The 1,090-nt window shown below is 45.1% G+C and carries 1 protein-coding gene and 1 pseudogene; one reads left to right on the top strand and one right to left on the bottom strand.

The window, feature by feature from the left end:
- Nucleotides 1-364 (bottom strand): annotated as a pseudogene (locus B7Y67_RS19060) (hypothetical protein); the annotation flags it as partial.
- Between the two features lie 52 nt (nucleotides 365-416).
- Between B7Y67_RS19060 and B7Y67_RS19055 the strand changes: the two are divergent.
- Nucleotides 417-1,090, top strand: a 674-nt coding sequence (locus tag B7Y67_RS19055; RefSeq protein ID WP_293599974.1) for an SDR family NAD(P)-dependent oxidoreductase, incomplete at its 3' end; no start/stop codon positions are given.

Here is a 1,090-nt window from a genome sequence, read left to right as displayed (position 1 = left end):
TAGGGTGATTTCCCCAGACGGTCAGCATCGTATTGCCAGCGTTGTAAGTGCCAGATGATTGTTCCGAAAGGGTAGGCCCATAAGTTGAAACGTAGGAGGTATCGAGTCGCATAGTGCCTCGCCAGCGATCAAACTGGAGGGGTTGGTAATAGCGCAACTTCAAGGTATCACTTTGAGTTTGCTCTCCAAAGGCGTTGTGGTAACCCCAAAATTCCAGAACCCGCTGACTTGAGTACTGGTCAGATGCTTTTTCTAGGTTAAGAAAGCCCCCCGAGAACTTGCTTTCATCAGCCAAAACCCCTTCCATTAATCCCAGCAGAATCAATGAAGTCAGGGTGTGGGTGAAAATCCGCAACAATGCCATATACGCAGTAATATAAATGAATCAGTCAATAACAAAAAATAAGTAGGAAATTATGGAACATACCGTTTTGGTAACTGGCGCTACTGCTGGTTTTGGAGAGGCAACTGCGAGGCGTTTTCTGGTTCATGGTCATAAAGTAATTGCTGCAGGCAGAAGGACGGAGCGCTTGGAAGCTTTAAAAGCATCCCTTCCTCTAGAGCAGCAAAAAAAATTACTCACCTTGGCTGTGGATGTTTGTGACAGCGAACAGGTTGATGGTCTTGCCGCAACATTACCGGCAGATTTTGCTGCGGTAACAGTATTGGTGAATAACGCTGGATTAGCTTTAGGTTTGGAGCCAGCGCATCAAGCCTTTCTCTCAGACTGGGACCGAATGATTGATACCAATATTAAGGGACTGGTGCATATGACGCGTGCTTTCTTGTCTGGAATGGTGGAGCGTAATTGTGGTCATATTATTAACATTGGTTCGGTTGCTGGTTCTTATGCTTACCCTGGCAGTAATGTATATGGTTCAACCAAAGCATTTGTGAATCAGTTTAGCTTGAATTTACGTGCTGACTTAGCGGCAACTGCATTACGTGTTACTTGTATAGAGCCAGGCTTAAGCGCAGGTACTGAGTATTCAAATGTGCGCTTTAAGGGTGATCATGATAGGGCGGAAAAAGTTTACGAGGGCGTTCAAGCACTAAGTTCGGATGATATTGCTGAGACAATTTATTGGTC

Source organism: Polynucleobacter sp. 35-46-11 (assembly GCF_002281105.1).
This window is presented reverse-complemented; position numbering and strand designations above follow the sequence as displayed.